The organism is Suttonella ornithocola (genome assembly GCF_001889065.1).
Taxonomy (GTDB): domain Bacteria; phylum Pseudomonadota; class Gammaproteobacteria; order Cardiobacteriales; family Cardiobacteriaceae; genus Suttonella_A; species Suttonella_A ornithocola.
On record NZ_LWHB01000149.1, the window covers coordinates 1 to 6397 of the forward strand.

The 6397-nt window shown below is 42.5% G+C and carries 6 protein-coding genes; all 6 read left to right on the forward strand.

The genetic code is table 11. The annotated features are described in order from the left end of the window. The first annotated feature begins 100 nt into the window (after positions 1-100). Positions 101-823 carry an endonuclease/exonuclease/phosphatase family protein gene (locus tag A5N85_RS10845; RefSeq protein ID WP_072577239.1) on the forward strand — a complete coding sequence of 241 codons (723 nt, stop codon included), beginning with the start codon at positions 101-103 and terminating at the stop codon, positions 821-823. 39 nt (positions 824-862) lie between these two features. Continuing rightward, entirely contained in the window at positions 863-2155 is a 1293-nt protein-coding gene (gene argA / locus A5N85_RS10850; protein WP_072577240.1) for an amino-acid N-acetyltransferase, read from the forward strand. Between the two features lie 81 nt (positions 2156-2236). Continuing rightward, complete coding sequence (locus tag A5N85_RS10855; protein ID WP_072577241.1) at positions 2237-4243, forward strand: UvrD-helicase domain-containing protein; 2007 nt, start codon at positions 2237-2239, stop codon at positions 4241-4243. 62 nt (positions 4244-4305) lie between these two features. Continuing rightward, positions 4306-4842, forward strand: coding sequence for an adenylate kinase (locus A5N85_RS10860; RefSeq protein WP_072577242.1), 537 nt, complete (start codon positions 4306-4308; stop codon positions 4840-4842). A 5-nt stretch (positions 4843-4847) separates the two neighbouring features. Further along, entirely contained in the window at positions 4848-5915 is a 1068-nt protein-coding gene (aroC, locus tag A5N85_RS10865) for a chorismate synthase (protein WP_072577243.1), read from the forward strand. 335 nt (positions 5916-6250) lie between these two features. Continuing rightward, the coding region (locus A5N85_RS17770; RefSeq protein ID WP_143143243.1) for a helix-turn-helix domain-containing protein at positions 6251-6397 on the forward strand (147 nt) is incomplete at its 3' end.

A 6397-nucleotide genomic window follows, 5' to 3' on the forward strand; every position in this document is an offset into this window, starting at 1 on the left:
TTATAAATAAGCACTATCAAAAAACAGTTTCTAAAACAAAGCGGTTTTGTTTTCGACCGTTTCTTTATACACTACCCCCAATCTATTCTGACACTTTGCTATGAAAATTCTCAGTTACAACATTCAAGCAGCCATTAACAGTAGCGGCTATATTAGCTACAGCTACCAATGGCCACGGCAACTCTTTCCAACACCGGCTAAGAAAAAAACACTTAAAGAAATTGCACAGTTCCTCGAAAACTATGATGTTATTTGTCTACAAGAAATTGATTTAGGCGGGTTTCGAAACGGATTTCAAAGTCAACGTGACCAATTACTTTCTATGACCCCTTTTCGCTATGACCTCTTTCAAATCAATCGCCGCTTATCCAAACTCTCTCTTCATGGCAATTTAATCTTAAGTCGCTATCCAATAAAAGAAATCTTAAATGCTTCGTTACCTTCCCGCATTCCAGGACGAGGCGTATTAGCAGGTGCGATTGATATATCTGCTGAACATCCCCTAATTATCACCAATGCGCATCTTAGTCTAGGAAAATACGATCAATACTTACAACTACGCTATATTCGCCAGAAACTTAAAACCTATCATAACGTCCTCATTTGCGGTGATTTAAACACCACACCTGAAGACAAACCTCTCCAAATTCTCACTGACCATGGCTATAAACGTTTAGGCAATAACAGCCCTACCTTTCCTAGCTGGAAGCCTCAAAAAACACTTGATCATGCCTTACTAAAGGGAAATTTATCCGCTGATGCACAAGTCCTCTCTATTCATTATTCAGACCATCTTCCCTTAGAAATTTCTATCGACTTATAATATTGACCATTGACTATCAAAAAGAAAAATGACACCACCATGAACACCCAAGCTTTTTTAGATTTCTTCCGTCAAGCTGCGCCTTATATTCATGCACATCGTGGCAAAACCTTTGTCATCCATTTTGATGCAGACTTTTCCGACCCCAATCTTGATGCCATGCTACACGATTGCGCCCTCTTACAAAGTCTAGGCGTAAACCTCATTCTTGTTCATGGCACACGCGCTCAAATAGATGCAAACTTATCCACAAGTGGTATCACCTCCAAATTTTACAAAGATAAACGTATTACCACCCAGCAAATGATGCCGGATATCCTAAATGCTGTGGGCAGTTTACGCTTACGGATAGAAGCTGCGCTTTCAATGGGAATGATGAACTCACCCATGCAAGACGCAGATGTACGCGTTGCTAGCGGAAATTTTCTCATTGCTCGCTCACTTGGCATTATTGACGGACAAGATTATAGCTATACGGGAAACGTACGAAAAATCAACACAGATGCTATCAATGCCCACTTAAAACTGGGGGAAATCATCTTACTTTCGCCAATAGGGTATGCACCAACTGGCGAAAGTTATAACCTTAATAGCGAAGAAGTCGCTGCCGAAGCCGCTGCCGCCCTAAAAGCCGATAAACTTATCTATATTAGCGATGCAATTAACCAATACAAACAGGAAGGTAATTCTCGTCAACTCACCCCAGAACAAGCCAGACAGCTCAACTTACATAACACTTGGTTACGCCAACGATTACATGCAGCTGCTGATGCTTGTGACAGCGGCATTCGACGTGTTCATTTAGTTGAAAGAAGCGATGAAGGCGCTTTACTTCAAGAACTCTTTACCCGTGATGGTATTGGCATCATGGTTACTAGCGACCGCTATGACAATCTTCGCCCTGCGACAGAAGATGACATCAATAGCTTGTTAGCGCTTATTCGCCCACTAGAAGAAAAAGGCATTTTAGTGCCCCGCCCAAGAGAAGTCCTAGAAAAAGACATTCAACACTATTTTGTGCTAAGTCGAGACAGTAGCATTATTGCTTGTGCCGCGCTATACCCTTATCCAGAACAAAAAACCGCTGAACTCGCTTGCTTAGCGGTAGACCCACAATATCGCAAACACCAACGCGCAGATTATCTCTTAAACGAATTAGAACAAATTGCCAAACAACAAGGATTAGAAACCCTCTTTATCCTAACAACCCAAACTGCTCAGTGGTTTGAAGAACGTGGATTTTCTGCCATAGAAGTTTCACAGCTTCCCCCTAAAAAACAAGAAAAATACAATCATGCCCGCAATTCTCGTCCTTACCTAAAAAAACTCTAAAAACAAAACTAAGCATTCAGATAAATGATATTACTTTTAAACAAGCTACAATACCCTGCCCATTCAGCTACTGTTTGACCTATGGAAAACGTGCAACCCCCTCCTCTTAACCCTCAACAACAACTTGCTGTTAGCTATCTTGGTGGTCCTTTATTAGTCATCGCCGGTGCTGGCTCTGGAAAAACGGGAGTTATCACAAGAAAAATTGCGTACCTAATCCAACACGCGGACTATCGTGCTAACAACGTATTTGCGGTTACCTTTACCAATAAGGCGGCTCGTGAAATGGTTGAAAGAAGTCGCGCACTCTTAGGCAGACAAGCACGCGGACTCACCATTAGCACTTTTCACCGTCTAGGCTTAGACATCTTACACAAAGAACATTCCCGCGTCGGGCTACGTAAAGGATTTAGTATCTTTGATGCGAGAGATGGCATTACCCTTCTCCGAGAACTCACCAAAAGCGAAGATGAAGTTCAACTTCGTGCGGTTCAAAGCCGTATCTCCGCTTATAAAAATGCCAATCTTGACCCTGCTCAAGCACAACAATTAGCACACGATGAAACAAGCTTACTCGCTGCACGTGCTTACAGCATCTATAGCGAACGCTTACGCGCTTACAATGCTGTCGATTTTGATGATCTATTGCTCATTCCCGTTCAACTGCTGAAAACCCAATCAGACGTTCGAGAATATTGGCAAAATCGTGTCCGCTACCTACTCATTGACGAATATCAAGACACCAACGATTGCCAATACCAACTCATGCAACTGCTTACTGGCGCCAGTGGTGCTTTTACCGCCGTTGGCGATGATGACCAATCCATTTATGCTTGGCGTGGTGCACAACCGCAAAATCTTGTCAATCTACAAAACGACTATCCTCAACTCAAAACTGTCAAGCTCGAACAAAACTACCGTTGCCATAAAAAAATTCTTGATGCTGCCAACGAACTTATCCGACACAACCCACATATTGTCGAAAAACGCCTTTGGTCCACCTTAGACAGAGGCGAAGGCATTACCGTTATTTCCGCCAAAAACGAAGAAAGCGAAGCCGAGAGCATTGCGCGCGATATTTACGCGGCTCGCGTACGTCATCATGGTAAAGCCAAAGACTTTGCCGTACTCTATCGTAGCAACTTCCAATCTCGCGTTTTAGAACAAGCCCTAAGAGAACTCAATTTACCCTATAAAATCAGTGGTGGTACTGGTTTTTACGAACATGCTGAAATTCGCGACCTACTTTCTTACCTACGCCTTATCAATAATCCTGAAGATGACGCTGCCTTTCTTCGCGTTTGCAACGTACCCAAACGAGAAATTGGTGCAACCACATTAAGCAAACTGGGAGAATACGCAGCCTCCCGACACCGTCCATTAGCACTTGCCGCGCGTGAAGTGGGTTTAGCGCAAATCCTAAATGGACGTGCCTATCAGGCACTTCAGCAATTTACCAATTGGCTTCAACTCCTTCAACAAGAAGCTGAAAACCTTCCGCCGCTAGAAATCCTCAATCGCGTTATTGAGGATATTAGCTACGACGATCATCTCTACGACTTACACAAAGAGCCTCGCAAAGTTGAAAAACGCAAAGAACGCATTGCCCAACTCAAAGCTTGGATTGGTAAACTTCAAGAAGATGAACGGCTCAACCGACTTGATGCCCTTATGCAACATCTTATGCTGCTAGATATCCTAGACAAACAAGAAAAAGATGTGGATGCCATCCAGCTCATGACACTACATGCTGCCAAAGGATTAGAATTTCCCCACGTCTATATCATCGGCGTTGAAGAAGGACTATTGCCCCATGCCAATAGCAGCGAAACACAAGAAGGCTTAGAAGAAGAAAGACGCTTACTTTACGTTGGAATGACGCGTGCGAAAGAAAATCTGACCCTTAGCTATACCAAACAGCGCCGTAAAGGTGGGCAATGGCAATCCAGTGAACCTAGTCGATTTTTTGATGACCTACCTGAAAAAGGCATCAACTGGCAAGATGGTAGTCGTGAAATCGACCCTGAAGTTGAGAAGCAACAAGTCAAAAACTCCTTAGATGCGTTATATAACCTGCTTACCGAATAGCATTCTTAAAAGATTTCGTTATAATCTCTTCTTTTCTCATATTCCACCTTAGAGGCATTTCTATGAATATTATTTTTCTTGGCGCTCCCGGTTCTGGCAAAGGCACACAAGCCACTCAACTGATTGAAAAGTACCAACTCCAACATCTGTCCACAGGTGATATGTTGCGTGCTGAAATTGCAGCAGAAAGCAAACTGGGTTTAGCAGCAAAAAAAATTATGGATACTGGCGAGCTTGTTTCTGATGATATCGTTATTGGAATGATTGCTAAACGTCTTAACCAACAAGGTACTTTATTTGATGGCTTTCCTCGCACAATCGCCCAAGCCGAAGCACTTGATAAACTTTTAGCCGAAAACGGCACCCAAATTGACCACGTCGTTTATCTTGATGTGGATAACGAAGAAATCGTCCAAAGAATGCTCGCTCGTGGACGTGCAGATGATAACGAAGAAACCATCCGTAATCGTCTATCTGTTTTCGAATTACAAACTAAGCCACTGATTGACTACTATCAAAAACAAAACAAACTGCGTCAAATTGATGGTAAAGGCAAAGTTTCTGATATTACACATCGCATTAGTGAAGTCATCCGTTAATTCCTATGAGTGGTAATACAATTGGTAAACTCTTTACCCTAACCACCTTTGGCGAAAGTCATGGCGTCGCCATTGGTGGCATCATTGATGGGTGTCCAGCAGGCATTGCAATTGATATTGAAAATATCCAAAAAGACCTAGATAGACGCAAACCCGGCACTAGTCGCCATGTTACGCCACGTTCAGAATCCGATACTGTTCAACTACTTTCAGGAACTTTTGAAGGACAAAGCACCGGCACCCCCATTGGCTTTGTTATTTATAACGAAGACCAACGCAGCAAAGACTACAGTGCAATTAAAGACAAATTCCGTCCCGGTCATGCTGACTATACCTATTGGCAAAAATATGGCATTCGTGACTATCGCGGTGGCGGACGCTCTTCTGCTCGTGAAACAGCTAGTCGCGTTGCTGGTGGCGCAATTGCTAAAGCTGTTTTACAACAACTTGCTAACGTCCAGATTCGTGCTTACGTTTCCCAAATTGGCGAACACAAACTCAACTTTGACAACTGGGAAAGCGTTTCTCAAAATCCCTTCAATTGCCCAAACGAACATCAAGTGCCGGTATTAGACCGTTATCTTTACGACATTCGCAAATCGGGCGATAGCATTGGTGCGGAAATCACTCTTGTCATTGATAATCTGCCTACTGGATTAGGCGAACCCGTTTTTGACCGTCTTGATGCAGACTTAGCGCATGCAATGATGAGCATTAATGCTGTTAAAGGCGTGGCGATTGGTGATGGCTTTGACTGTGTTTCCCGTCGTGGGAGTGAATTTCGAGATGAACGCACCGCCACAGAAGGATTTATCAGTAATCATGCAGGCGGTATCTTAGGCGGTATCTCTAGCGGACAACAAATCATCGTTCGTACAGCCTTTAAACCAACCAGCTCCATTCTCATTCCTGGACGCACGACCGATACCGCCAATCAAGACACTGATGTCGTTACCAAAGGACGACACGACCCTTGTGTTGGATTACGTGCTTGCCCGATTGTTGAAGCCATGGCAGCATTAGTTCTATGCGACCATTACCTCCGCCAACGCGGACAAAACAATCATTTTTAACCCGGAAAAATATCGTTTATAAATTAAAGAAAGAATTACTATTCTATTTACATAGTAATTCTTTCTTTTTTGATACTACTAAAGAATAGAATTATTTATATCTTAGATAGTATCTAATTATCTTCATTTAAGAAAAATATTATTGCACAATATCATTATCATCAGAACCTCTTACAGATTCATGTGCAACTTCCGCAAATTTTTTGATGGTATTCATTAACTGTAAAATAGATATCCCACCTTTATAGTCAAATCACTTATAATCCAATCTATCCAAAGCAGATATTAAAGAACAACTTGTAGTAGAATTATCAAAAACAAACTGAGCATATCCTATGACCTACTGCCGCCAATTCCGACAGAAAATTCTTAACGATATTGCTAATGGAGAAACTTGGCGCGCTGTTGCAAAGCGCTACAAGATCAGCAAATTCACCGTCTATAGCTGGATTAAAAATCCCCATCCTAAAGGCTTTACTGAG